Below are 22,619 nucleotides of genomic sequence, written 5' to 3'. Positions count from 1 at the left end.
AGAAGAGGAACCGAGCATGACCACCACCGCATCCCCCTCCGCGCCCGCCGTCGTCGGTGTGATCGGGGGCGGCCGTATGGGCGCCGGCATCGCGCAGTCGTTCGCGGCGGCCGGATCGTCCGTGACCGTCGTGGAGAGCGGCGGCGAGGCCGCGGCTGCGGCCCTGGAACGGGTGGCAGGCGGGCTGCGCCGGGCCGCCGAACGCGGCAAGCTCACCGGGCCCGTCGAGGAGATCCTGAACCGCGTCTCCACCGCGGACTCGGTCGCCGGGCTGCCGGCCGGCGCCGACCTGGTCGTCGAGGCCGTGCCGGAGGACGCCGCGCTCAAGGCGGGTGTGCTCGCCGCGGCCGAGAAGGCGGTGGGCGATGCGACGGTGCTGGCCACCAACACCAGCTCCCTGTCGGTCACCGAACTGGCCGCCGCCCTGAGCCGCCCCGGCCGCTTCCTGGGCATGCACTTCTTCAACCCCGTACCGGCCTCCGCCCTCGTCGAGATCGTCGTCGCGCCGGGTACCGACACCGGGGCCGTGGAGGCCGCGCTGGGCTGGACGCAGGCGCTCGGCAAGAAGGACGTCGTCGTCAAGGACTCCCCCGGCTTCGCCAGCAGCCGCCTCGGCCTGGCGCTCGGCCTGGAGGCGATCCGGATGGTCGAGGACGGCGTGGCATCGGCGGAGGCCATCGACGACGCCATGAGCCTGGGGTACAGGCACCCGATGGGGCCGCTGCGCCTGACGGACCTGGTCGGCCTCGACGTCCGGCTGGCCATCGCGGAGTATCTGCACGCCACGCTCGGTGAGCGCTTCGCGCCGCCGCAACTGCTGCGGGACAAGGTCGCCCGCGGTGAGCTGGGACGGAAGACGGGCCAGGGCTTCTACGCGTGGGAGTGAGCGCGGCGGCCGTCTCCGCTGCCCGCCGGGCGGGCAGCGGAGGCGCGTGACGCGGCGCCGGCCGGCCTCTTTGCCGGGTGCGTCCGGGCAGGCCACGGCGATCTGCCGGCAATCCCCGAAAGGGGCTTGCCCGATCACCGGAAACTCGTCAGAATATGAACCGAACGAATGGTCGGTAGGGAAGCTGGTATCGATGACCACGACACACTCCGCCTCGTCGGCCACCGACGGCGCCGAGCAGCAGCTCCAAGAGCAATTCGACGCCTCGATCGCCAAGGACCAGCGGATCGAACCGCGGGACTGGATGCCGGACGGCTACCGCAAGACGCTGATCCGGCAGATCGCGCAGCACGCGCACTCCGAGATCATCGGCATGCAGCCCGAGGGCGAGTGGATCACCCGTGCGCCCTCACTGCGCCGTAAGGCCATCCTCTTCGCGAAGGTCCAGGACGAAGCGGGCCACGGCCTGTACCTGTACTCCGCGGCCGAGACGCTGGGCGCCGACCGCGCGGATCTGACCGAGCGGCTGATCGAGGGCCGCCAGAAGTACTCGTCGATCTTCAACTACCCGACGCCGACCTTCGCCGACGTCGGCGTGATCGGCTGGTTCGTGGACGGCGCCGCGATCTGCAACCAGGTGCCGCTGTGCCGCAGTTCGTACGGCCCCTATGCCCGCTCCATGGTGCGGATCTGCAAGGAGGAGTCGTTCCACCAGCGGCAGGGTTACGAACTGCTGCTGACGATGATGCGCGGCACCGCATCCCAGCGCGCGATGGTCCAGGACGCGGTGGACCGCTGGTGGTGGCCTTCGCTGATGATGTTCGGCCCGCCCGACGGCGACTCCCCCAACTCCGCCGCGTCGATGGCCTGGAAGATCAAGCGGCACACCAACGACGAGCTGCGTCAGCGCTTCGTCGACATGACCGTCCCGCAGGCCGCCAAGCTCGGCGTGACCCTGCCCGACCCCGAGCTGCGCTGGAACGCCGAGCGCGGACGGCACGACTTCGGCACCCCCGACTGGTCCGAACTCCAGCGCGTGATCAAGGGAGACGGGCCGTGCAACGCCGAACGCATCACGCGGCGCCGGACCGCACACGAGGAAGGCGCCTGGGTACGTGAGGCGGCCACCGCCCACGCGGCCAAGACGGCGGCCCGCACTCCGGACGCCCCGCAGACCCAGGAAGGAACGGCGGCATGAGCAACACCGACGACTCCAAGGCCGGTTGGCCGCTGTACGAGGTGTTCGTCCGCGGCAAGCGCGGCCTGAACCACGTGCACGTCGGCTCGCTGCACGCCGCCGACGACCGGATGGCGCTCACGCACGCCCGCGACCTCTACACCCGGCGCAATGAAGGCGTCAGCATCTGGGTGGTGCCGTCCGTGCACATAGCGGCCTCCACCCGCGACGAGAAGGATCCCTTCTTCGCACCCAGCGCCGACAAGGTCTACCGGCACCCGACCTTCTACGACATACCCGAAGACGTCCCCCACATCTAGGAACAGGAGGAGCAGGACATGACTGACGTCACCGACGACCACGTCTACCTGTCCCTGGCCGAGGGACACGACGACAGCGACGCCCGCTGGGCGTTCGGCACCGGCTTCGAGGACCCACTGCACGGCGTCGACACCTCCGTGCCCGCCGGGACCGACGCCGCCGAACTGGCCGCCGCCTGCACCGCACTGGGGGACGATGCCCTGGTCGGCGCGCAGCGGCTGGCCGAGTGGTGCACCCGCGCCCCCGAGTTGGAGGAAGAGGTCGCGCTCGCCAACATCGGCCTCGATCTGCTCGGCCAGGCACGGCTGTTGTACGCACGGGCGGGCCAGGTGGACGGCTCCGGCCGGAGCGAGGACGCCTTCGCCTACTTCCGGGACGCGACCGCCTTCCGCAACGTCCGGCTCGCGGAGCTGCCCAACGGCGACTTCGCCTTCTCCACCGTCCGGCTGCTGGTCCTGTCCTGCTGGCGGCTGGCGCTCCTCACCCGCCTCGCCCGCTCCGCGGCGGACCCGGTGGTCGCCGCCATCGCGGCCAAGGGCGTCAAGGAGCTGACGTACCACCGCCAGTACGCCGCCGACTGGGCGGTGCGGCTGGGCGACGGTACCGAGGAGTCGCACCGCAGGATGCGCGCGGCGCTCGACGCGGTCTTCCCGTATGTGGGGGAACTCTTCGCCTCCCACCCGGTGTTGGGGACCGACCCGGCGGACCTGCGAGGCGAGGTGACCGGTGTCCTGCGGCAGGTGCTCGACGCCGCGGGCCTCGCCCTGCCCACCGTCGGATCGCTTCCCGGCAGCGGCCGGGCGGGCGACCACACCGCGCACCTGGCGCCGCTGCTCGCCGAACTCCAGAGCGTGGCCCGCGCCCACCCCGAAGGAGCGTGGTGACGATGCCCACCGTCGCGCCGCTCACCGACGCGCGCCGGGCCCAGCACCTCGCCGAGCAGGTGCCCGACCCGGAGCTGCCGATGCTCACGCTGGCCGACCTCGGCGTCCTGCGCGACGTCGAGGTGGCCGCGGACGGCACCGTCACCGCCTGCCTGACGCCGACCTACTCGGGCTGCCCCGCGATGGCCGAGATGCGCGCCGACGTCGCCTCCCGGCTGCGCGGCGCAGGGTTCGCGCGGGTGGAGATCCGTACGGTCCTGGATCCGCCGTGGAGCAGCGACTGGATCACCCCCGCCGGCCGCCGCAAGCTCGCCGAGCACGGCATCGCGCCGCCCGGAGCCGCTCCGCGGCACACCTCCGGTCCTGTGCCCCTGGAGCTGTCCGCCGTGCGACGCGCCGTGCCCTGCCCGCGCTGCGGATCCTCGGACACCCAGGAGACCTCGCGGTTCGCCGCCACCTCCTGCAAGGCCCTGTGGCGCTGCCGCAGTTGCCTGGAGCCTTTCGAGTACGTCAAGGAGATCTGATGGCCCCGACCTCGCCCGACCTCGCCGAGCAGCCGGCGCCCGGCGTCAGCGGCACGGCCCCCGCCACGCAGGCCCCTGCCCCGGCCGACGCACCCGCCGCGGCGGCCGGTCAGGCTCCCGTGCCCGCGCGGGCCCGTCGCCGCCCGGCGTTCCACACCCTGCGGGTCGCCTCGGTCCAGCCGCTGTGCGAGGACGCCGCGGCGATCAGCTTCGACGTGCCCGACGAGCTGGCCGACGAGTTCGCGTTCCGGCCCGGCCAGTCGCTCACCCTGCGCCGCGAGATCGAGGGCCGCGACGAACGGCGGTCGTACTCCATCTGCTCCCCGGCGGGCGCCCGCCTGCGGATCGGGGTCCGTGTCGTGCCCGGCGGACTGTTCTCGTCCTGGCTGGTGCGCGAGGTACGGCCCGGGGACGCCGTCGAGGTGATGGCCCCGACGGGGATCTTCACCCCGGATCTGTCCCAGCCGGGGCACCACGTCCTGATCGCCGCGGGCTCGGGCATCACCCCGATGGTCTCCATCGCCGAGTCGGTGCTGGCCGCCGACTCCCGCTCCCAGGTCACCCTCTTCTACGGCAACCGCCGCACGGACACGGTGATGTTCGCCGACGAGCTGGCCGACCTCAAGGACCTCCACCACTCCCGCTTCCAGCTCGGCCACGTCCTCTCCCGCGAACCCCGCGAGGCCGACCTGCTGTCCGGCCGGCTGGATGCCGAACGGCTGGCCGCACTCGTCGACGGCCTCGTCGACGTGCCGTCCGCCGACCACTGGTGGCTGTGCGGCCCGCACGGCATGGTGCGCGACGCCCAGCAGGTCCTGGCCGGTCTCGGCGTCCCCGACGAGCGGATCCACCAGGAACTCTTCTTCGCCGACGACGAGCCGATCCACACCGTTCACCACGAGGACACGGTGGCCGAAGGCCCGGTCAGCCAGGTCACCATCACTCTCGACGGCCGGTCCACCACCTCCGCGCTCCCCCGCGAGGCCACCCTCCTCGACGGCGCCTCCCGCATACGCCCGGACCTGCCCTTCGCCTGCAAGGGCGGGGTCTGCGGCACCTGCCGTGCCCTGGTCACCGACGGCAAGGCCGACATGCGCCGCAATTACGCCCTCGAAACCGCCGAGGTGGACGCCGGCTACGTCCTGACCTGCCAGACGTTCCCGGTCTCCGACGAACTCACCGTCGACTTCGACAGCTGACCCCTGGCGCCGCTCCAGACCGGGACCTTTGGCCCCTGCCCGTCGGCGCCGCCGCTGTCCGAGAGTGAGGGGGACGGGGCGGCCGACGGACAGGGCGGAGGCAAGCGATGACGACGACGGCGGAGTGGAAGGTCCGGGTGTACCTCTTCGAGGAGGGCGGCACGACCAGGGCGCGTGCGGTGCTGGACACCGGGAACGCCCCGCTCACCGGGCACGGCACCGCCCGGTGCAGCCCCGAGGACGTCGACATCCCGGTGATCGGCGACGAGTTGGCGGCCGGGCGGGCGTTGCGGGACCTGGCAGGGCAGCTCATCCAGGTCGCCGACCGGGATCTGGTGGGTGCCGGAGCCCCGCCCCCCGACCGCCCGCGGCGGGCGGCGTACGGCTGGACGGACGCCCTGGCCTGAGGCCGGCCATGGGCCGAAGGGCCTGACCGAGCCGCCGCCCAGCCCGGTCGGCGGTCCCGAACGGCGGTCCCGGACGGCAGCCCCGACAGCGATCCCCGGGCGGCACGGGCAGCAGCCCCCGGGCGGAGATCCCGAACGGCCGGGTCGGCCGTAGCTCACCCCTACCCGCCGGCCCCGTCGGCCGCTCTCCCTCCCTCTCGCCCCTCCCCCTCGCTCCCCCTCTCCCCCGCTCTCCGGAAGGGCCGTTCGATACCTCATCCGGCCCCCGAATCGGCCCCATGTGGCCCGGCCCCGGGGGCCGAACCGCCCCTCACCGGCCGTCGGCGGCGGTGCCAGGCTGAGGACGGTCGCCGGTCCGGGATCCTGCCGGTCGACGACGAGTCCGAGCGCCAAGGAGCAAGACAGGGAGCGAGATATGGCTACGCATGCGGGGACCGGCCACGCGGGTACCACCGCCCACCAGTCCACACGAATCGCGGTAACCGGCTGGACCGCCTTCGCCTCCGCCTTGATGATCTTCGGCGGCATCATGGCGATCCTGGAGGGCATCTCGGCCCTCGCCAAGGACAACGTGTTCATCGCGACGACCAACTACACGTTCCAGTTCAATCTGACCAGCTGGGGCTGGATCCACCTCATCCTCGGCATCGTGATCGCGGTGGCCGGCTTCGCCCTGCTCACCGGGGCACTGTGGGCGCGGGCCGTCGGAGTCGTCCTCGCCGGCGTCGTCATGATCGCCAACTTCCTGTGGGTTCCCTACTACCCGCTCTGGGCCCTCACGCTGATCGCGGTGAACGGCTTCGTGATCTGGGCCCTGTGCACGAGCCACCGGGACACATCGGCACGGTGACCCGGGGCGGGTCACCGACATCCCGCCCGGCTCACCGGGCGTGGCTCGCCGCCCACCACCGCCCTACCGACGGCCCCGCCCCCGCCCCTCTCCCCGGCGCCTGCCGCCCAAGATGCCCCCACGCCCCCGACGGCTACCGTGGAGACAGGGCCCCGCCCGCAGTGCGTGGGTCACGGCGGAGGCGTGGTGGGCGACGAAGAAACGGATCGCGGCGGTGACACCCGGCGGCGGCTGGACGCGCTGCCGGAGGACCTCAAGGAACGCCTGGACGCCGTACGCCAGGGCGGCCAGTCCTCCCACCTGCTGCTCGAAGCGGTGCTTTCGGTGGGCGGCGCGCTGGAGCTTCCGCAACTGCTGCGGCGCATCGTCGAAGCCGCGGTCGTCGTGGTCGACGCGGAGTACGGGGCGCTGGGTGTGGTGGGCGACGACACCCGGCTCACCCAGTTCCTGCCGGTCGGCGTCACGGACGAGCAGGAACGGGCCATCGGTCACCTGCCGGCCGGGCACGGCATCCTGGGCGAACTGATCAGACACCCCGAGCCGCTGCGGCTCGCCGAGCTGTCCGAGCACCCCGCGTCGTACGGCTTCCCGCCGCACCACCCGCCGATGCACTCCTTCCTGGGAGTCCCGATCCGGGTGCGCGACGAGGTGTTCGGCAACCTGTACCTCACCGAGAAGCGGGGCGGCGGGGAGTTCGACGCCGAGGACGAGACGGTGCTCGCGACGCTGGCGGTGGCCGCGGGCGTTGCCATCGAGAACGCCCGCCTGTACGAGGAGTCCCGCTACCGCCAGCAGTGGCTGGAGGCCAACGGCGAGATCGTCGCGAGCCTGCTGCCCGGCAGCCGGCTTCCGGGCGCGGACGACATGGACGTCCTGAAGCTGATCGTCGATCATGCGCAGCGCATCCTCGGCGCCGATCTCGGCGTGCTGGCGCTGCCCGCCGGGCGGGAGTCGCTGCACGTGGTGCTGGCGTCCGGGGTCTGCGCGGCGTCGCACCGCGGCCTCGACCTGCCGCGCGAGGGCTCGTTCGTCGGCGCGGCCCTCGACGCGGGCCGGCCGCTGATCAGCGTCGACGTGGAGCACGATCGCCGGATCACCGCGGGCCCCGCGCGCTGGGCGGGTCTTGGCCCTGCCGTCGCGGTGCCGATGATCACGGGGGAGCGGGCGCGCGGGGTGCTGATGCTGGCGCGGGTCCGGGGGCGCGATCCGTTCACCGAGCCGGAGACCGCGCCGCTGCTGACGTTCGCGGGGCAGGCGGCGCTCGCGCGGGAACTGGCCGAGCGGCGCAGGTCGGCCGAGCAGCTCGCGCTGCTCAAGGACCGCGACCGGATCGCCCGTGACCTGCACGATCTGGCCATCCAGCGCCTCTTCGCCACCGGAATGACGCTGCAGAGCGCGGTGCGGTTCGTGGACCATCCGGAGGCGAGCGAGCGGCTGCTGCGGGCCGTGGACGATCTCGACGAGACGATCAAGATCATCCGGTCGACGATTTTCGGCCTCCGCGCACGCCCGACGGGCCGCTCCGGGCACGGGCTGCGGGTGCGTACCGTCACCGCCGTGGAACAGGCGGCGCGCACGCTGGGGTTCACGCCGTCCCTCCGCATGGCGGGCCTGATCGACACCGATGTGCCGGCGGGCCTCGCCGATCATGTGGTGGCGGTGCTCGGCGAGGCGCTGAGCAATGTCGCACGGCATGCGCACGCCACGTCGGTGGACATCTCGCTGACCGTCCACGCCGGCACGCTGCGGCTGCGCGTCAGGGACAACGGGGTGGGCATCCCGCAGCACGTCCGGCCCAGCGGGCTGGCCAACCTCGCCAAGCGCGCCGAGAGCGCCGGCGGCTCCCTGACCGCCGTGGCCAGGAAGCAGGGCGGCACCCAACTGGAGTGGCAGGTACCGCTCTCACCGCCGTGAGAGTGCACCACCGCCGCGTGAGAGTGCACCACCGCCGTGAGAACGGCCCGGCGTTGTCACCACCGCCGTGAGCATGGCCCGGCGTCGTCACATCCGGTGCGGCCCGTCGTCGGCCGTTGCGGGCGGGGCCGCCTGGGTGGCGAGGACGGCGGCCTGGATCCGTCGCTCCACCCCGAGCTTCGCCAGCAGCCGGGAAATGTGGTTCTTGACGGTCTTCTCGGACAGGTAGAGCCGCTTGCCGATCTCGCGGTTGGTCAGTCCCTCGCCGATCAGGTCGAGGATCTCCCGTTCGCGCGGCGACAGCGCGGACAGCACGTCCGCCTCCGGATCGGCATCGGCTTCCTCGCCGCGCAGGCTGTTCATCAGCCGTGACGTGGTCGCCGGGTCGAGCATGGAACGGCCGGACGCCACCGTGCGCACCGCCGCGACCAGGTCCGATCCCTTGATCTCCTTGAGTACGTAGCCGGCCGCGCCCGCCATGATCGCGTCCAGCAGCGCCTCGTCGTCGTCGAAGGAGGTGAGCATCAGGCAGGCGAGCCGGGGCATCCGCGAGCGCAGTTCCCGGCAGACGCTGATCCCGTCGCCGTCCGGCAGCCGTACGTCGAGCACGGCGATGTCAGGGCGCAGGGCGGGGCCGCGGGCCAGCGCGTGATCGGCGGTGCCCGCGTCGCCGACCACCTCGATGTCGGGCTCCGCGTCGAGGAGGTCCTGGACACCGCGCCTGACCACTTCGTGATCGTCGAGCAGGAACACCCGGATCGGCCTCTGCGGTGAGAATGCGCCTGCGTCGCCCATGGTGCCCTCCGCGCGGTGGTACGGCTCGTCCGCCCTCATCGTCGCCCGCGCTCCCAGGGGCGTGCCAGGGCCGAACGGGCCCCGGGCCCGGCATGCGCCCCGCGGGCGCCCGCGCGCCGTGGGGCCGTTCGGCCTCTCCGCCCGGACGCCGTGGCGTGCAACGGTCGTGGCAGAGGGGAAAGGGGGCACGTGATGCCCTTTGTGAGTTTGCTCCGGCCGCCGGTCCGGCGGCGAACGCGGTGGCCGACGGCACGGTCAGGGAGGGCCGGACGGCGGTGGCGCCCGGTGCGCGGGCCGGTGACCGGACCACCGCCTGGCTGGACGGCCGGGGCGCGCTGCCGGCCGACCCCGTCACGCCGTCGCAGGCCGGTGCCGGGAGCGTCGCCGTCGGCACGGTGGCCGGGGCGGCGGGCTGCCTGGCGCTCATCGGCGCCGGACGGGCCGGTCATCTGCTGCTGATGCGCAGGCGTTACGCGCAGCGGGACCGGGAGTGGGCGGCGGCCGACCCGGGGTGGGGGCAGCGGGCGGCCTGAGCGGACGGCGCACCGTGTCCGGCGCCACCGCATTCACGCGTCCTCGGTACCGCTGCCCTGCGGCCCGTAGAGGTCCAGCAGGCGGGCCCGGGTGCGGTGCAGCCGGTCGGCGACGGTCTCGGCGACGTAGCGGTAGACGGCGCGCCCGAGCACGGGGTCGGCGTCGCAGAGCGCGCGGACGTGCGCGGCGTCGAACTCCTCCGCCTGCACCGGGAGGACGGCTTCCCCGCCCAGGTGCCAGATGCCCGGCGGGAACAGCCAGGACCAGCCGACCAGTTCGCCCTGTCCGAGCCGCTCGACGACCACCGCACGACGCCCCGGAACATGCAGGTCGAGGGCGACCTGGCCGCTGCGGATGACCCAGAAGCGGTCCGCCCTGCGGCCCTCTTCGAAGATCCGGGTGCCCCGTGGCAGGGTCACCTCGTGCGCCGTTTCGGCCAGCCGCTCATGCGTCTCGGCCGGCATCGCTTCGAGCAGGCTTTTGATCATGGGCTCCTCATCCTCCGTCCGGGACGGCCGACGGACCGGCCGCGGCCACCGGGGCGGGCCGACGGTTGCGTCCCGGCGCCTGCTTCGACGATATGCACAGTTTTGCCGGAATGCTCCGGAGTGGCCCGTCCGGAGCGGCAGGCCCCGCCCGGCGAACCGCCCGTGCCGCGCCGCCCGGCCCCGCTCCGTCTCCCCGGCGACGCGCCGGTTGCCGCGAGTCGTGATGCCATGGAGGCAGCCCCCGATGAAGGGATCCGGCCATGGCCGCCACGCCGTCCCTGGCCGCGTGTCTGCAATCCGTGCGGGCCGTGGTCTTCGACACGGACGGGGTCATCACCGACTCCGCCCGGGTACACGCAGCCGCCTGGCAGGTCGCGTTCGACGCCGCGCTGGCCGCCGCCGGCGGGCAGCGGCCCTTCGACCCGGTGGACGACTACCTGCGGCATGTCGACGGCCGCACCCGGGAGGACGGCGCGGCGGCGTTCCTGGCCTCCCGCGGAATCCGGCTGCCGCTCGGCGACCCGTCGGACGCGCCGGGCCCTGACACCGTGTGGGCGATCGCCGCCCGCAAGGAGGAGCTGTTCACCTCGGCGCTGCGCACGCACGGCATCGACGCCCTGCCCGGCACGGTGCGTCTGCTGCACGTCCTGCGGAGCCACGGCGTGCCGTGTGCCGCCGTCTCGGCTTCCCGGCATGCGACCGAGCTGCTGTCCACCGCCGATGTGCTCGGCCTGTTCCTGGCGGTGGTGGACGGCAAGGAGGCGCGGCGGCTGCACCTTCCCGGCAAGCCGGATCCGGCGCTCTTCCTGGAGGCGGCCCGGCGGCTCGGACCGCCCCCCGAGGACACCGCGGTGGTGGAGGACGCGCTGGCCGGCGTCGAAGCGGGCAGGCGCGGCGGCTTCGGCCTGGTGGTGGGCGTGGACCGGACCGCCGACCGCATCGCCGCAGCGGGCCTGCGACGCAGCGGCGCCGACGTCGTCGTGAGCGATCCCGGTGAACTGCTGGCCACCGGGGGCAGCTGATGCCGGGAGGCTGGACCTGGTCGTACGAGGGCTACGATCCGGCGGCGGAACGGCTGCGCGAGTCGCTGTGCGCGCTGGGCAACGGCTATTTCATGACGCGCGGCGCGGCATCCGAGTCGCCCCCAGGACCTGCGCACTCCCCCGGCACCTACGCCGCCGGCTGCTACAACCGGCTGGTCTCGAACGTCGCCGGACGCCAGGTCGAGAACGAGGACATGGTCAATCTGCCCAACTGGCTGCCGCTGCGCTACCGGATGTGCCCGGAAGGCGCGGCTCCAGGGCCCTGGCTCTCCCCCGACCATCCTCAGCTGACGGAGCACCGCCAGAGCCTGGACCTGTGGCACGGCACCCTGACCCGCCGGTCCGTCTTCCAGGACGCGGAGGGCCGCCGGCTGCGCGTCGAGCAGTGCCGTCTGGTGCACATGGGCGACCCTCATCTGGCCGCGCTGCGCACGGAGTTCACTCCAAACGGGTGGTCGGGCACCGTGGAGGTGGAGGCGGGCATCGACGGGGACGTCCGCAACACCGGCGTCGCGCGCTACCGCGAACTGGCCAACCGCCACCTGACCGACACGGACACCGGCACCGCCCGCGACGACACCCTGTGGCTGCGCTGCCGCACCGTCGACTCGGACATCCGCATCGCGCTGGCCGCGCGGATCACCGGGACACCGGAAGAGGCCGGCACGGCGCGCACGGCGCTCAGCCCGCAGCGCGTGTCCCGCACGCTGACGCTGACCGTGCGGCCTGGCCGTACCGCGGTCGCCGACAAGACGGTCGCGCTCCACACCTCCCGTGACCCGGCCATCGGCAATCCGCTGCGGGCGGCGGTGGACGACGCGCTGCGCGCCCCGGAGTTCCCGCGGCTGCTGGAGCTGCACCACCGCGCGTGGGAGCAGCTGTGGCAGCGGGCGCAGATCGACGTGCCGGGCAAGGCGGGCCTGATCCTGCGGCTGCACCTCTTCCACGTGCTGCAGACCCTCTCGCCGCACACCGCGGGTCTCGACGTCGGAGTGCCGGCCAGGGGCCTGCACGGCGAGGCGTACCGGGGGCACGTCTTCTGGGACGAGCTGTTCGTCCTGCCCTTCGTGAACCTGCACTTCCCCGAGGTCTCGCGGGCGCTCCTCGGCTACCGCCACCGCCGGCTGCCCGCGGCCTGCCAGGCGGCGCGGGAAGCGGGCGGGGCAGGGGCGATGTACCCGTGGCAAAGCGGCAGCGACGGCAGCGAGCAGACCCAGCGCTTCCATCTCAACCCGCGGTCAGGGCACTGGCTGCCCGATCATTCCCGCCTCCAGCACCACGTCGGCTCCGCGGTGGCGTACAACGTGTGGCGCTACTGCCACGCGGCGGGTGACACGGAGTTCCTGCACAACCAGGGCGCCGAGATGCTGTTGCAGATCGCCCGCTTCTGGGCGACCAAGGCGCAGTGGGATCCCGCCCGCGGCCGGTACCGCATCCGCGGGGTGGTCGGTCCCGACGAGTATCACGACGGGTATCCGGGCGCCGCGGAGCCCGGGGTGGACGACAACGCCTACACGAACGTGACGGCGGCGTGGGTGCTGATGCGGGCCCTGGAGCTGTGCCGGGAGCTGCCCGAGGCGCGGCGCGGCCTGCTGTTCGAGCAGCTCCAGCTGACGCCGGACGAGCGGGAGCGCTGGGACCACGTCGCCCACCGGCTCCATGTGCCCTACCACCGGGGCATCATCAGCCAGTTCGACGGCTACGCGGATCTCGCCGAACTCGACTGGCCCGGCTACCGGAAGCGCTACGGCGACATCCGGCGGCTGGACCGGATCCTGGAGGCGGAGGGCGATTCGGTCAACGGCTACCAGGCGTCCAAGCAGGCCGACGTGCTGATGCTCGGCTACCTCTTCCCGCCGGACGAACTCTCCGGCGTCTTCCGCCAGTTGGGGTACGCCTTCGACGACGAGATCTGGCGCACCACCGTCGACCACTACCTGCACCGCACCAGCCACGGCTCGACGCTCAGCGCACTGGTCCATGCCTGGGTGCTGGCCCGGGTACGGCGCGCCGATGCGTGGACGTACTGCGAGGAGGCGCTGATCGGCGACGTGGCGGACGTCCAGGGCGGCACCACGGCCGAGGGCATCCATCTCGGGGCGATGGCCGGCACCCTCGACTTCGTGCAGCGCGGCATGACCGGTCTGGAGGCCGGCGACCACGCCCTGTGGCTCGATCCCGCGCCGCTGCCCGAGCTGTCGACGTTCCGGGTGCGCCTCCGTTTCCGGGTGCACGGTGACGTCGAACTGCGCTTCCACGCGGGCAGGTTGACGGTCGCCGTACCGGACCCCGACAACACGGCGGTGACCGTGCGGCTCGGCAGCCGCACGGTCACCATCCCACCCGGAACCACCCGTTCGATCGGCCTGCCCGACGTCTGAGCCTGGTGCGCTCAGGAAGCCTTCTTCGTCGAGGTCAGGTGGGCGAAGACCACCACGTTGTCGACGTAGTCCTTGGCCGCCCTGTCGTAGACGCCGCCGCAGGTGATCAGCCGCAGTTGCGGGGTGGGGGTGTCGGCGTAGACCCGCTCGTCGGGGAAGTTCGCCTTGCTGAAGGTCTCGACGGAGTCGACCGTGAAGGTCGCGACGGAGCCGTCGTTCCGGGTGATGTCGGCGGTGCTGCCCGCCTTGAGCTGGTCGAGCCGGAGGAAGACGGCGGGTCCTGTCTTGGTGTCGACGTGGCCCGCGACGATCGATGCGCCCCGCTCGCCGGGGGTGGCACCGTCCTTGAACCAGCCGGCGAGGTTGCTGTCGTTGGGCGGCGGCGCGTTGAGCTGTCCCTTCGCGCCGATGCTCAGCGGGGTGAACGGTGCGTCGACGCCGATCTCCGGGATCGAGAGCCGCTTCGGGGCCGAACGGGGCAGCTCCAGCTCCTTCTTGGGTTCGGTGGTGGGTCCGGTGGTGGGGGCGAACAGGTTCGGGGCGGCGGGGGCGACGGCCGCCGGAGGCGCCGGAGGCTTGGCGTCCGCGGATGTGTCGAAGGAGTTGAAGACCAGCAGGGCTCCCATCCCCGCCGCCACCGCCGGCCACATCAGGGCGCGGGCGAAGGGTCGGGGTGCGGTGCCGGTCTGACGCGGTTTCGACGGGGGCTGCTGGTTTGGGGGAGCCATGGGAGCCATGGTGCGGTGCCTTTCTTCCACAAGGTGTCAGCTGGTCGGGCCCGGCTGCCGGGTGCGCGGGCGGCTGCACGCGGCAGCGGGCCCGGCGGGGTGGGCGGTGACCCGCCCGGGTGCGCGTCGTACGGGACCGTCCGCCCGGGGTGCTCCTCGCACCCCGGGTGCGGGGGAAACGCAATCGCCGCGGCCACCGCCTGGGAGGACGGTGGCCGCGACAGCACAGCGATCTACGCTGGAGGGAGTCAGGCCGCAGCGGTACCCGACGCGTTGCGACGGCGCAGCATGTACGCGCCGGCGCCGAGGCCACCGATCAGCAGGACCGAGCCGGCCGCCAGGCCGCCACCGGAGAGTGCCATGGCGCCACCGCCGGTGTGCATCCCACCGTGCGGACGGCCACCGCGGTCGCTGTCACCGTGGTCACCGCGGCCACCCTCGTCGTGGCCACCCTTGTCGTGGTCGCCCTTGCCGCCCCAGGACTTCTCCTCGCCCTTCCAGGACTTGTCGTGGTCGCCACCGCGGTCGCCGCCACGGTCGCCGCCACGGTCGCCGCCACGGTCGCCGGAGTCGTTGCCCTGACCCCAGTCGCCCGCGACGATGCTGGCGAGGGCACCGCCACCGGTGTTCATGCCACCGTGCGGACGGCCACCGCGGTCGTTGTCACCGTGGTCGCCGTGACGCCCCTTGTCGCCGTGGCCACCCTTGTCGTGGTCGCCGTGACCACCCTTGTCGTGGTCGCCGCGGCCACCATTGTCGTGGCCACCGTTATCCCGGCCGCCGTTGTCGTGGCCACCGTTGTCACGCCCACCGTTGTCGTGGCCACCGTTGTCGTGCCCGTTGTCACGGTCGCCGTTGTCGCCCATCAGCATGGCCAGGGCGCCACCACCGGTGTGCACACCACCGTGCGGACGGCCACCGCGGTCGTTGTCACCGTGGTCGCCGTGACGGCCCTTGTCACCGTGGCCACCCTTGTCGTGGTCGCCGTGACCGCCGCGCTCGTCGTGGTCACCGTGGCGACCGCCGTTGTCACGCCCACCGTTGTCGTGGCCGCCGTTGTCGTGGCCGCCGTTGTCGTGGCCGCCGTTGTCGTGACCACCACCGTTGTCGTGCCCGTTGTCACGGTCGCCGTTGTCGCCCATCAGCATGGCCAGGGCGCCACCACCGGTGTGCACACCACCGTGCGGACGGTCGCCGTTGTCGTGGCCGTTGTCACCGTGGCGGCCCTTGTCGTGGCCGTTGTCGCCGTGGCGGCCGTGCTCGTCGTGGTCGCCGTGGCGACCACCGTTGTCGTGGCCGCCGTTGTCGTGGCCACCACCGTTGTCGTGGCCGCCATTGTCGTGACCGCCGTTGTCGTGGCCGCCGTTGTCCCGGCCACCGTTGTCGTGACGCTCGCTGCTGTGGCTGGAGGATCCTCCGTCGTCACCGGCGACGGACAGCGCGTAGGCGGCGGGGGTGGTGATGGCGAGGACCGCCGAAATGGCGGCGGAAGCAAACAGGGTGCGGGAAGTGCGCATGGAGACTTGTTTCCTTTCGCGTCGATGCTGCGAGCGCTGACAGGTCGTCGGCTCATCGGATCGCAGTGCGACGTGATCACCGTCATCCGAAATGCGACTCCGCACCACCGGAGAGATCCGCATTCGGGGTACACCGTGGGCTCAACGAGTGGTACGGCGCCGATTAATCACCCATTGGACGGCGCGCTGCGCCCCAGACACGTCATCTCGATGGGGTAGCCGCCCGCCGGAACCGCACCGGCCACCCCCGCAGCCGCCCGGCCCGCCCCACCACCCTGGGCATCGCACCCCGGCCGCCCCTCCACTCACACACCACACCACGCGCCCCCTCTCCGGCCGGAGCCCGCCGCCCACCACCCCCACCGTTACCGGGCTCCCCCACGGAAATAACCGGCCGCTCTCACAACAAATACCGTGCAGGTACTGCCACTTACTCATACAACAAAGGAGATCGGCCTCAACGCAATTACCAATGACGGAAGTTGGATATTCGAGGTATTCCAATTCCCCTCTGACACACGGGAGTTGACAGCGCAGCTCGCACTCTCCGTCGGAATACCGGAACGCCGCAGCGCCCGCCCCGGCTCCGGTGTGGAGGCGCGGCGGGCGCTGCGTGGTGGTCGGTCCGGGTGGTGCGGGGCCACTGGGGCGGGGTGGTTCAGTCGTGGCAGAGGACCCGTCGCAGGACGTCGCGGAGTGCCTCCTCCGGGTCGTCCACGTGCCCCCGGGACCGCCAGGCCACGAATCCGTCCGGGCGCACCAGGACCGCGCCGTCGGGTGTGGTGCCGTGGACCTCCGCCCAGTCGGCGCCTTCCTCGGGGGCCAGGTCGTCGTCGGGGCCGGTCCCCACGGCGTAGGCGTCCAGCCGCCCCGGGCATACCGCGGCGACCCGCTCCGCCGCGGCGCGCCAGGCCGCGCCGCCCGATCCGGTGAGCAGGACGAAGGACCGTTCGTAGAGGTCGAGGGTGGAGCAGCGGGACGTGGCGGAGCGCAGCCACATGTGCGGGGCTCTGGTGCCCGGTGCGCCGGTCAGCTGCATCCGGGCGGGGACGACCGGCAGGTCGGGGTCCGGGTCGACGACCGCGCCGCGGGGGTAGGCGTAGCCGAGGGCGACGGTGAGTACGCCCTTCTGCCGGCCGCCGCCGGTGCCGGGGGCCGCGTCGTATCCCGGGTGGCTGTGTTCCGCCGAGCGGGCCGAGGCGCGGGCGCTGGTCTCCCGGGCGACGGGCTGCCGTTCCGTTTCGTAGCTCTGGAGCAGGCCGGGGCCCGCCGAGCCGTCCAGGACGGCGGCGAGCTTCCAGGCGAGGTTGTGGGCGTCCTGGATGCCGGTGTTGGAGCCGAAGGCGCCGGTGGGCGACATCTCGTGGGCGGAGTCGCCGGCGAGGAAGACCCGGCCGTCCACGTAGCGTTCGGCGACCCGCTCCGCCGCGTGCCAGGGCGCCTTGCCGGTGATCTCCACGGCCAGGCCCGGCACGCCGGTCGCCTCGCGGATGTGGCGTACGCACCGCTGGTCGGTGAAGTCCTCCAGGGTCTCGCCGCGCTCGGGGTGCCAGGGCGCGTGGAAGACCCAGTGCTCGCGGTTGTCGACGGGCAGCAGTGCGCCGTCGGCCTCGGGGTTGGTCAGGTAGCAGGCGATGAAGAGGCGGTCGCCGACCACCTCGGCGAGGCCCGGTGCCCGGAAGGTGATGCTGACGTTGTGGAACAGGTCGCCGGGACCGGTCTGGCCGATGCCGAGGCGTTCCCTGACGGGGCTCCGCGGGCCGTCGGCGGCGATGAGGTAGTCCGCGTGCAGCGTGGTGTGTTCGCCGGTCTCCCGGTTCTTCACCAGGACGCTCACTCCGTCGGGGGCCTGGTCGAAGGAGAGCAGCTCGGTGGAGAAACGCAGGTCGCCGCCGAGTTCGCGGGCGGCACGCAGCAGGACGGGCTCCAGGTCGTTCTGGCTGCACAGGCACCAGCCGGCCGGGCTGAAGCGGGCGAGACCGCCGCCCGGGTCCATCTCGCGGAACAGCCACTCCTGGTCGTCGCCGGTGAGCGAAGCGGCTTGCAGGATTCCGTGGTTGTCGGCCAGGACCGAGGCGGCCTCGCGGATGCGCCGTTCGACGCCGGCGGCGCGGTACAGCTCCATCGTGCGGACGTTGTTGCCCCGGCCGCGTGGGTGCCGTGAGGTGTCGGAATGCTTCTCGACCAGGACGTGCCCGACTCCCAGGCGTCCCAGGAAAAGTGATGCCGACAGACCCACCAGGGATCCGCCGACGATGACTACCGGAACCCTGTTTTCGACCGTTGTCTTCATTGCCTGCTCCAGCTCCAGCGGCGGCGCGTACGGAGCTGGAGTTTCCCCTGATGGCGGGCTATTCGATCATGCTTCACCCGCTTGGCTCACAGATCTCGCGCGGCCTGTGGCGGACGGCGACGATCAACAGGACGGCCACACGCGGAGCGGGGGCCGTCGGCAGTCGCGGGTCTGGTGCCCGCGGCGCACAAGGGTCTGACGGCCCGCCACCGAATCTGTTCCCGCCCCGAGGGAGTTGCGTAGACGATGACAACGCTGTCGGAACGAGTATCGCAGTCCGCCTTCGACGGCTCACGCCTTCGGGTTGTCCTGTTGCTGGACCTCCACGACGGCGCCCAGCAGCGCTTCCTCGAAGCGTACGAGCACCTGCGCAACCAGGTGGCTTCGGTGCCCGGACACCTCACCGACCAGTTGTGCCAGTCGATCGAGAACCCGTCGCAGTGGCTCATCACCAGCGAGTGGGAGAGCGCGCCGCCGTTCCTGGCCTGGGTCAACAGCGAAGAGCACGTCAAGATGGTGCAGCCGCTGCACAGTTGCGTACGGGACACCCGCTCGCTGCGCTTCAGCGTGCTTCGGGAGACCTCGAACACCGCGGCGCTCGCATCCGAGCCGCTCAAGGGCCGCCTCCAGGCGTCCCCGCGCGTCGGTGACGGCGTGGTACGGCACGCGCTGACCTTCACCGTGAAGCCGGGCAGCGAGGAGCAGGTCGCGGAGATCCTCGCCGGGTACACCTCGCCCGAGGCGCGGGTCGACGACACCACCCGGCTGGTGCGTACCTCGCTCTTCATGCACAAGAACCGCGTCGTGCGGGCGGTCGAGGTGCAGGGCGACCTGGTCGCGGCGCTGCGGCACGTCGCCCAGCAGCCCGAGATCAGGGAGGTCGAGGAGGCGATCAACCCGTACCTGGAGCAGGACCGGGACCTCAACGACCCCAATTCCGCGCGGGTGTTCTTCACCCGGGCCGCGCTGCCCGCCGTGCATCACGTGGCGGCCGGCAGGCAGGAGTCGGCGGACATCCGGCGGCACGCGCTGTTCTACCCGGCCAAGGAAGGCTGCGGGATGGCGCTGGCCCGGCTGCTGGCGCAGCAGGACGAGCTGGCGGCCGACGATCCGGCGAGTCCGATCAGCGGCAGCACCGTCTTCCAGCGCGACGACATCGTCGTCCGCCTCATCGACCTGCGGGTTCCCCTGGAGAGCGATCCCGCGCTGGTGCTCGGTGTGCACGGCAACCGCAAGGCGGACGTGCTGCGGCGGCTGCTGGACACCGACGAGGCGGGCGGTCTGTCGAACGACCGTGAACTGGCGCACTTCCTCGCACGGTCCGACATGGACCTCATCACCGACCGCCGGGCACCGCAGTCCTGAGCGGCCCGCCGCGGCGGCCGGCTCTGTGCACCGCCCGCCGGCCGCCGCGGCTTCCCCCCACCGTCGGCACCACGTACCTGGAGGAATCAGTCATGACCACGCACCGCCCACGCATCGTGGACCTCAGCGAGACGCAGCCCAACCGGCGCCGCGGAGGTGACCTGCGCGCGATGCTGACACCGAGCGCGGTGGGCGCCACGAGCGGCTTCATGGGCATGGCCCTGGTGCAGCCGGGCGAGCAGATCGGCGAGCACTACCACCCGTACTCGGAGGAGTTCGTCTACGTCGTCAACGGCGCGCTGGAGGTGGACCTCGACGGTGAGCCGCACCCGCTCCGGCCCGACCAGGGGCTGCTGATCCCCATCCGGATGCGGCACCGCTTCCGCAATGTCGGGGACGTCGAGGCCCGGATGGTCTTCCACCTCGGCCCGCTGGCGCCGCGCCCCGAGCTGGGGCACGTGGACACCGAGGGGGCGGATGCCGTCTCGCAGGCCGCCCCACCCGAACGTGCGGAGCCGGTTTCATGACCCGCCGTATCGCGGTGACCGGGATCGGCATCGTCGCTCCCGGCGGTGTGGGCGTGCCCGCGTTCTGGGACCTGCTGACCGCGGGGCGGACGGCTACCAGGGGCATCACCCTCTTCGATCCGACGGGGTTCCGCTCGCGGATCGCCGCGGAGTGCGACTTCGACCCGGCGGCCCTCGGGCTGAGCGGGGAGCAGGTCGCGCGCTCGGACAGGTACATCCAGTTCGCGCTGGTGGCGACCGGCGAGGCGCTGCGGGACGCGGGCCTGGACCCGGCCGCGGAGGATCCGTGGCGGGTCGGGGTGTCGCTCGGCACCGCGGTCGGCGGCACCACGCGCCTGGAGAACGACTACGTCGCCGTCAGCGGTTCCGGGGCGCGGTGGGATGTGGACCACCGGCCGGCCGGCCGCCACTTGCAGCGGGCCTTCTCCCCCAGCTCGCTGGCGTCGGCCGTGGCGGAGGAGATCGGGGCGCAGGGGCCGGTGCAGACCGTTTCGACGGGCTGCACCTCCGGGCTCGACGCGATCGGTTACGCGTTCCACTCCATCGAGGAGGGCCGGTCCGACGTCTGCATAGCCGGCGCTTCGGACTCGCCGATCTCCCCGATCACGGTGGCGTGCTTCGACGCGATCAAGGCGACGTCGCCGAACAACGACGACCCCGCGCACGCCTCCCGGCCGTTCGACGCGCACCGCGACGGATTCGTCATGGGCGAGGGCGGCGCCGTCCTCGTGCTGGAGGAGCTGGAGCACGCCCGTGCCCGCGGCGCCACCGTGCACTGCGAGATACGCGGCTACGCCACCTTCGGCAACGCGTACCACATGACGGGACTCACCCAGGAGGGACTGGAGATGGCCGAGGCGATCAATCACGCGCTCGGCCATGCCCGGCTGGACAGTTCGCACATCGACTACGTCAACGCGCACGGTTCGGGCACCAAGCAGAACGACCGGCACGAGACCGCGGCGGTCAAGCGGTCGCTGGGCGCACGCGCCTACCAGGTGCCGATGAGTTCCATCAAGTCGATGGTGGGCCACTCGCTCGGCGCGATCGGCGCGATCGAGATCGTGGCGTCCGTCCTGGCGCTGACCCATCAGGTCGTACCGCCGACCGCCAACTACGAGACCCCTGACCCGGAGTGCGACCTGGATTACGTGCCGCGGACCGCCCGTGCGGTGAAGCTGCGGTCCGTGCTCTCGGTCGGCAGCGGGTTCGGCGGCTTCCAGTCCGCCGTGGTCCTGAGCCAACCGGGTGGGAGGGAAAGATGAGCTCTGGGCAAGAACGTCGTTGCGTCATCACCGGCATGGGTGTGGTGGCCCCCAACGGGGTGAGCGCCGATGCCTTCTGGAAGGCGACCAGGGAAGGCGTCAGCGTCCTGGACCGGGTCACCCGCGAGGGCTGCGAGCAGCTGCCGCTGAAGGTGGCGGGCGAGGTACGGGACTTTGATCCGACGGCGCTGATCGAGGAGCGATTCCTCGTCCAGACCGACCGGTTCACGCATTTCGCGATGGCGGCGGCCAACCTCGCGCTGGACGACGCGCGGCTGGGTGCGACGGACGGGGACCGCTCACCGTTCGCGGTGGGAGTGATGACCGCGGCGGGATCCGGCGGCGGCGAGTTCGGTCAGCGTGAGCTGCAGCGGCTGTGGGGGCAGGGATCCCGTTACGTCGGCCCGTACCAGTCCATCGCGTGGTTCTACGCGGCGAGCACCGGCCAGATCTCCATCCGCGGTGGCTTCAAGGGCCCGTGCGGGGTGGTGGCGAGCGACGAGGCGGGCGGCCTGGACGCGCTCGCGCAGGCCGCCCGCACGGTCAGGCGCGGCACCGACGCCATGGTCGTGGGTGCCGCCGAGGCGCCGCTCGCCCCGTACTCGATCGTCTGCCAGCTGGGGTACGAGGACCTCAGCTACGTGGACGAACCGGCGCGGGCGTACCGCCCGTTCACCCAGGGCGCCTGCGGCTTCGTGCCCGCCGAGGGCGGGGCCATGCTGGTGGTCGAGGAGGAGGAGACGGCGCTCGCCCGGGGTGCGCAGGTCCGTGCGGTGGTGGCCGGTCACGCGGCGACGTTCACCGGGCCCTCCCGGTGGGTGGAGTCCCGGGCGGGTCTCGCGCGGGCGATCCGGGGGGCGTTGGAGGACGCGCGGTGTGCCCCGGAGGAGATCGACGTGGTGTTCGCCGACGCGCTGGGGGTGCCGGCGGCCGACCGCGCCGAGGCGCTGGCGCTGGCGGACGCCCTGGGCGGGCATGCCTCGCGGGTTCCGGTCACCGCGCCCAAGACCGGCATCGGGCGTGCGTACTGCGGCGCCCCCGTCCTGGACACGGCGGCGGCGGTGCTCGCCCTGGAGCACGGCGTCGTGCCGCCCACCCCGAACGTCGTCGACGTCTGCCACGACCTCGATGTGGTGACCGGCAGGGCACGCCCCGCCGCGTTGCGCACGGCGCTCGTACTGAGCCGGGGCCTGATGGGCTCGAACGCGGCGCTCGTGCTGCGTCAGGGCGACCAGACCCCCTCGTGAGAAGGAGAACTGCTCATGTCCGAACGACTGACCCTCGAAGAACTGGCGGCCCTGATGAAGTCGGCGGCCGGCCTCACCGTCGACCCGAAGCAGATGGCGTCCCTCCCGGACACGCCGTTCGCCGACTTCGGCCTCGACTCGCTCGGCCTCCTCGGTGTCGTGGGCGAGCTGGAGAACCGCTACGGCCGGCCCCTGCCGGAAGACGCCGAGCACTGCAAGACACCGAACGCCTTCCTCGACCTCATCAACACCGTTTCGACGACAGGAGCCTGAC

At 72.3% G+C, this 22,619-nt stretch carries 23 protein-coding genes; 17 read left to right on the top strand and 6 right to left on the bottom strand.

The genetic code is table 11. The annotated features are described in order from the left end of the window. The first annotated feature begins 16 nt into the window (after window positions 1-16). From ACIBK8_RS09390 to ACIBK8_RS09360, 7 genes are all read left to right on the top strand, one after another. Window positions 17-886 carry a 3-hydroxyacyl-CoA dehydrogenase family protein gene (locus ACIBK8_RS09390; protein WP_399041083.1) on the top strand — a complete coding sequence of 290 codons (870 nt, stop codon included), beginning with the start codon at window positions 17-19 and terminating at the stop codon, window positions 884-886. Between the two features lie 193 nt (window positions 887-1,079). Continuing rightward, window positions 1,080-2,084 carry a 1,2-phenylacetyl-CoA epoxidase subunit PaaA gene (gene paaA, locus ACIBK8_RS09385; protein WP_399041081.1) on the top strand — a complete coding sequence of 335 codons (1,005 nt, stop codon included), beginning with the start codon at window positions 1,080-1,082 and terminating at the stop codon, window positions 2,082-2,084. Continuing rightward, a complete protein-coding gene (gene paaB, locus ACIBK8_RS09380; RefSeq protein ID WP_227045969.1) occupies window positions 2,081-2,383 on the top strand; it encodes a 1,2-phenylacetyl-CoA epoxidase subunit PaaB in 303 nt (100 codons plus the stop codon). Before paaA ends, paaB begins: the two co-directional genes overlap by 4 nt. Window positions 2,384-2,401: 18 nt before the next feature. Further along, window positions 2,402-3,268: a 1,2-phenylacetyl-CoA epoxidase subunit PaaC gene (gene paaC / locus ACIBK8_RS09375; protein WP_399041080.1), complete on the top strand. Its 867-nt coding sequence runs from the start codon at window positions 2,402-2,404 to the stop codon at window positions 3,266-3,268. Window positions 3,269-3,270: 2 nt separating this feature from the next. Next, window positions 3,271-3,792, top strand: a complete 522-nt coding sequence (gene paaD, locus ACIBK8_RS09370; protein WP_399041223.1) for a 1,2-phenylacetyl-CoA epoxidase subunit PaaD — start codon at window positions 3,271-3,273, stop codon at window positions 3,790-3,792. After that, on the top strand, window positions 3,792-4,991 hold the full coding sequence (gene paaE, locus ACIBK8_RS09365) for a 1,2-phenylacetyl-CoA epoxidase subunit PaaE (RefSeq protein WP_399041079.1): 1,200 nt from the start codon (window positions 3,792-3,794) through the stop codon (window positions 4,989-4,991). The genes paaD and paaE overlap by 1 nt, the downstream gene beginning before the upstream one ends. Window positions 4,992-5,098: 107 nt before the next feature. Beyond that, window positions 5,099-5,398, top strand: coding sequence for a DUF1876 domain-containing protein (locus ACIBK8_RS09360; RefSeq protein WP_399041078.1), 300 nt, complete (start codon window positions 5,099-5,101; stop codon window positions 5,396-5,398). Between the two features lie 419 nt (window positions 5,399-5,817). Here ACIBK8_RS09360 and ACIBK8_RS09355 read toward each other — a convergent pair whose 3' ends face one another. Then, a complete protein-coding gene (locus tag ACIBK8_RS09355) occupies window positions 5,818-5,868 on the bottom strand; it encodes a hypothetical protein (protein WP_393685239.1) in 51 nt (16 codons plus the stop codon). 41 nt (window positions 5,869-5,909) lie between these two features. Between ACIBK8_RS09355 and ACIBK8_RS09350 the strand changes: the two genes are divergently transcribed. After that, complete coding sequence (locus ACIBK8_RS09350; protein WP_399041222.1) at window positions 5,910-6,248, top strand: hypothetical protein; 339 nt, start codon at window positions 5,910-5,912, stop codon at window positions 6,246-6,248. Window positions 6,249-6,431: 183 nt separating this feature from the next. Beyond that, window positions 6,432-8,162 (top strand): GAF domain-containing sensor histidine kinase, encoded by a 1,731-nt coding sequence (locus ACIBK8_RS09345; RefSeq protein ID WP_399041077.1) that lies wholly within the window; start codon window positions 6,432-6,434, stop codon window positions 8,160-8,162. A gap of 87 nt (window positions 8,163-8,249) precedes the next feature. On the opposite strand, the gene ACIBK8_RS09340 is transcribed toward ACIBK8_RS09345, so the two are convergent. Then, window positions 8,250-8,957 (bottom strand): response regulator, encoded by a 708-nt coding sequence (locus ACIBK8_RS09340; protein WP_399041221.1) that lies wholly within the window; start codon window positions 8,955-8,957, stop codon window positions 8,250-8,252. A gap of 239 nt (window positions 8,958-9,196) precedes the next feature. Between ACIBK8_RS09340 and ACIBK8_RS09335 the strand changes: the two genes are divergently transcribed. Next, the gene (locus ACIBK8_RS09335) at window positions 9,197-9,490 is read left to right on the top strand and encodes a hypothetical protein (protein WP_399041076.1); all 294 of its coding nucleotides are present in this window, start codon (window positions 9,197-9,199) and stop codon (window positions 9,488-9,490) included. A 33-nt stretch (window positions 9,491-9,523) separates the two neighbouring features. Here the strand turns inward: ACIBK8_RS09335 and ACIBK8_RS09330 are convergent, their stop codons facing one another. Beyond that, complete coding sequence (locus ACIBK8_RS09330) at window positions 9,524-9,979, bottom strand: Crp/Fnr family transcriptional regulator (RefSeq protein WP_393684976.1); 456 nt, start codon at window positions 9,977-9,979, stop codon at window positions 9,524-9,526. Window positions 9,980-10,239: 260 nt separating this feature from the next. Between ACIBK8_RS09330 and ACIBK8_RS09325 the strand changes: the two genes are divergently transcribed. Continuing rightward, window positions 10,240-11,001, top strand: coding sequence for an HAD family hydrolase (locus tag ACIBK8_RS09325; protein ID WP_399041075.1), 762 nt, complete (start codon window positions 10,240-10,242; stop codon window positions 10,999-11,001). After that, window positions 11,001-13,403 (top strand): glycoside hydrolase family 65 protein, encoded by a 2,403-nt coding sequence (locus ACIBK8_RS09320; RefSeq protein ID WP_399041074.1) that lies wholly within the window; start codon window positions 11,001-11,003, stop codon window positions 13,401-13,403. The genes ACIBK8_RS09325 and ACIBK8_RS09320 overlap by 1 nt, the downstream gene beginning before the upstream one ends. Window positions 13,404-13,414: 11 nt before the next feature. Here ACIBK8_RS09320 and ACIBK8_RS09315 read toward each other — a convergent pair whose 3' ends face one another. The 3 genes from ACIBK8_RS09315 to ACIBK8_RS09305 form a co-directional block, all read right to left on the bottom strand. Further along, window positions 13,415-14,131 carry a class F sortase gene (locus ACIBK8_RS09315; protein WP_399041073.1) on the bottom strand — a complete coding sequence of 239 codons (717 nt, stop codon included), beginning with the start codon at window positions 14,129-14,131 and terminating at the stop codon, window positions 13,415-13,417. A gap of 248 nt (window positions 14,132-14,379) precedes the next feature. Continuing rightward, on the bottom strand, window positions 14,380-15,648 hold the full coding sequence (locus ACIBK8_RS09310) for a hypothetical protein (RefSeq protein WP_399041072.1): 1,269 nt from the start codon (window positions 15,646-15,648) through the stop codon (window positions 14,380-14,382). Between the two features lie 658 nt (window positions 15,649-16,306). Then, window positions 16,307-17,941 carry an FAD-dependent oxidoreductase gene (locus tag ACIBK8_RS09305; RefSeq protein ID WP_399041071.1) on the bottom strand — a complete coding sequence of 545 codons (1,635 nt, stop codon included), beginning with the start codon at window positions 17,939-17,941 and terminating at the stop codon, window positions 16,307-16,309. A gap of 246 nt (window positions 17,942-18,187) precedes the next feature. Here ACIBK8_RS09305 and ACIBK8_RS09300 point away from each other — a divergent pair, with 246 nt between their 5' ends. From ACIBK8_RS09300 to ACIBK8_RS09280, 5 genes are all read left to right on the top strand, one after another. Then, complete coding sequence (locus tag ACIBK8_RS09300; RefSeq protein WP_399041070.1) at window positions 18,188-19,306, top strand: SchA/CurD-like domain-containing protein; 1,119 nt, start codon at window positions 18,188-18,190, stop codon at window positions 19,304-19,306. 92 nt (window positions 19,307-19,398) lie between these two features. Next, on the top strand, window positions 19,399-19,833 hold the full coding sequence (locus tag ACIBK8_RS09295) for a cupin domain-containing protein (RefSeq protein ID WP_393684985.1): 435 nt from the start codon (window positions 19,399-19,401) through the stop codon (window positions 19,831-19,833). Continuing rightward, complete coding sequence (locus ACIBK8_RS09290) at window positions 19,830-21,098, top strand: beta-ketoacyl-[acyl-carrier-protein] synthase family protein (RefSeq protein ID WP_399041068.1); 1,269 nt, start codon at window positions 19,830-19,832, stop codon at window positions 21,096-21,098. Before ACIBK8_RS09295 ends, ACIBK8_RS09290 begins: the two co-directional genes overlap by 4 nt. Continuing rightward, entirely contained in the window at window positions 21,095-22,345 is a 1,251-nt protein-coding gene (locus ACIBK8_RS09285; protein ID WP_399041065.1) for a ketosynthase chain-length factor, read from the top strand. The genes ACIBK8_RS09290 and ACIBK8_RS09285 overlap by 4 nt, the downstream gene beginning before the upstream one ends. Window positions 22,346-22,360: 15 nt before the next feature. Continuing rightward, a complete protein-coding gene (locus tag ACIBK8_RS09280; RefSeq protein ID WP_393684989.1) occupies window positions 22,361-22,618 on the top strand; it encodes an acyl carrier protein in 258 nt (85 codons plus the stop codon). The last annotated feature ends 1 nt before the right edge of the window (window position 22,619 follow it).

It is taken from the genome of Streptomyces sp. NPDC050161 (genome assembly GCF_044460025.1).
In the GTDB taxonomy this organism is placed as follows: domain Bacteria; phylum Actinomycetota; class Actinomycetes; order Streptomycetales; family Streptomycetaceae; genus Streptomyces.
The sequence above is the reverse complement of the archived record's forward strand: the minus strand, read 5'-3'. Positions and strand labels throughout refer to the sequence as shown.

Excerpts from the sequence above, each read along its gene's own strand:
- paaA (WP_399041081.1), top strand. The coding sequence starts at position 1,080 with ATGACCACGACACACTCCGCCTCGTCGGCCACCGACGGCGCCGAGCAG.
- ACIBK8_RS09340 (WP_399041221.1), bottom strand. The coding sequence starts at position 8,957 with ATGGGCGACGCAGGCGCATTCTCACCGCAGAGGCCGATCCGGGTGTTC.
- ACIBK8_RS09360 (WP_399041078.1), top strand. The coding sequence starts at position 5,099 with ATGACGACGACGGCGGAGTGGAAGGTCCGGGTGTACCTCTTCGAGGAG.
- ACIBK8_RS09295 (WP_393684985.1), top strand. The coding sequence starts at position 19,399 with ATGACCACGCACCGCCCACGCATCGTGGACCTCAGCGAGACGCAGCCC.
- ACIBK8_RS09300 (WP_399041070.1), top strand. The coding sequence starts at position 18,188 with ATGACAACGCTGTCGGAACGAGTATCGCAGTCCGCCTTCGACGGCTCA.
- ACIBK8_RS09305 (WP_399041071.1), bottom strand. The coding sequence starts at position 17,941 with ATGAAGACAACGGTCGAAAACAGGGTTCCGGTAGTCATCGTCGGCGGA.
- ACIBK8_RS09315 (WP_399041073.1), bottom strand. The coding sequence starts at position 14,131 with ATGGCTCCCCCAAACCAGCAGCCCCCGTCGAAACCGCGTCAGACCGGC.
- ACIBK8_RS09330 (WP_393684976.1), bottom strand. The coding sequence starts at position 9,979 with ATGATCAAAAGCCTGCTCGAAGCGATGCCGGCCGAGACGCATGAGCGG.
- paaE (WP_399041079.1), top strand. The coding sequence starts at position 3,792 with ATGGCCCCGACCTCGCCCGACCTCGCCGAGCAGCCGGCGCCCGGCGTC.
- ACIBK8_RS09390 (WP_399041083.1), top strand. The coding sequence starts at position 17 with ATGACCACCACCGCATCCCCCTCCGCGCCCGCCGTCGTCGGTGTGATC.
- ACIBK8_RS09350 (WP_399041222.1), top strand. The coding sequence starts at position 5,910 with ATGATCTTCGGCGGCATCATGGCGATCCTGGAGGGCATCTCGGCCCTC.
- ACIBK8_RS09325 (WP_399041075.1), top strand. The coding sequence starts at position 10,240 with ATGGCCGCCACGCCGTCCCTGGCCGCGTGTCTGCAATCCGTGCGGGCC.
- ACIBK8_RS09280 (WP_393684989.1), top strand. The coding sequence starts at position 22,361 with ATGTCCGAACGACTGACCCTCGAAGAACTGGCGGCCCTGATGAAGTCG.
- paaB (WP_227045969.1), top strand. The coding sequence starts at position 2,081 with ATGAGCAACACCGACGACTCCAAGGCCGGTTGGCCGCTGTACGAGGTG.
- paaC (WP_399041080.1), top strand. The coding sequence starts at position 2,402 with ATGACTGACGTCACCGACGACCACGTCTACCTGTCCCTGGCCGAGGGA.
- ACIBK8_RS09290 (WP_399041068.1), top strand. The coding sequence starts at position 19,830 with ATGACCCGCCGTATCGCGGTGACCGGGATCGGCATCGTCGCTCCCGGC.
- ACIBK8_RS09320 (WP_399041074.1), top strand. The coding sequence starts at position 11,001 with ATGCCGGGAGGCTGGACCTGGTCGTACGAGGGCTACGATCCGGCGGCG.
- ACIBK8_RS09285 (WP_399041065.1), top strand. The coding sequence starts at position 21,095 with ATGAGCTCTGGGCAAGAACGTCGTTGCGTCATCACCGGCATGGGTGTG.
- paaD (WP_399041223.1), top strand. The coding sequence starts at position 3,271 with ATGCCCACCGTCGCGCCGCTCACCGACGCGCGCCGGGCCCAGCACCTC.
- ACIBK8_RS09310 (WP_399041072.1), bottom strand. The coding sequence starts at position 15,648 with ATGCGCACTTCCCGCACCCTGTTTGCTTCCGCCGCCATTTCGGCGGTC.